Raw genomic sequence first — 570 nt, 5'->3', positions numbered from 1 at the left:
TGGCAACACGTTTTATGACCGATCCGGACGCGATGCGCAGCATGGCGGGGCGTTTCGATGTGCATGCTCAGACGGTGGAGGATGAGGCCCGGCGGATGTGGGCGTCGTCGACCAACATCTCGGGTGCGGGCTGGGGTGGTCTGGCCGAGCGGACCTCGATGGACACCATGGGTCAGATGCAGACGGCGTTTCGCAACATCGTGAACATGCTGCACGGGGTGCGTGATGGTCTGATTCGGGATGCGAACCACTACGAGCAGCAGGAAGCTGCTTCTCAGCAGATCCTGTCGAGCTAGAAGGAGAATCGCAGATGAGCATCAATTACCAGTTCGGTGACGTCAACGCCCACGGTGCGTTGATTCGTGCCCAGGCGGCGTCGTTGGAGGCCGAGCACCAGGCGATCGTGCATGACGTGCTGGCTGCCGGGGATTTCTGGGGTGGCGCTGGTTCGGTGGCCTGCCAGGAGTTCGTGGCGCAGTTGGGCCGCAACTTCGCGGTCATCTACGAGCAGGCCAATGCCCACGGTCAGAAGGTGCAGACCGCCGGCAACAACATGGCCAACACCGACGC

At 62.3% G+C, this 570-nt stretch carries 2 protein-coding genes; both read left to right on the top strand.

Annotated features, from left to right (window positions below):
• Positions 1-296 (top strand): WXG100 family type VII secretion target (locus tag A5648_RS18770; RefSeq protein ID WP_082966585.1); only part of this gene is annotated, 296 nt, incomplete at its 5' end.
• Positions 297-310: 14 nt separating this feature from the next.
• Positions 311-570 (top strand): WXG100 family type VII secretion target (locus A5648_RS18765; RefSeq protein ID WP_065025994.1); only part of this gene is annotated, 260 nt, incomplete at its 3' end.

The organism is Mycolicibacter sinensis (assembly GCF_001673565.1).
GTDB classification, from domain to species: domain Bacteria; phylum Actinomycetota; class Actinomycetes; order Mycobacteriales; family Mycobacteriaceae; genus Mycobacterium; species Mycobacterium sinense_C.
The sequence above is the reverse complement of the archived record's forward strand: the minus strand, read 5'-3'. Positions and strand labels throughout refer to the sequence as shown.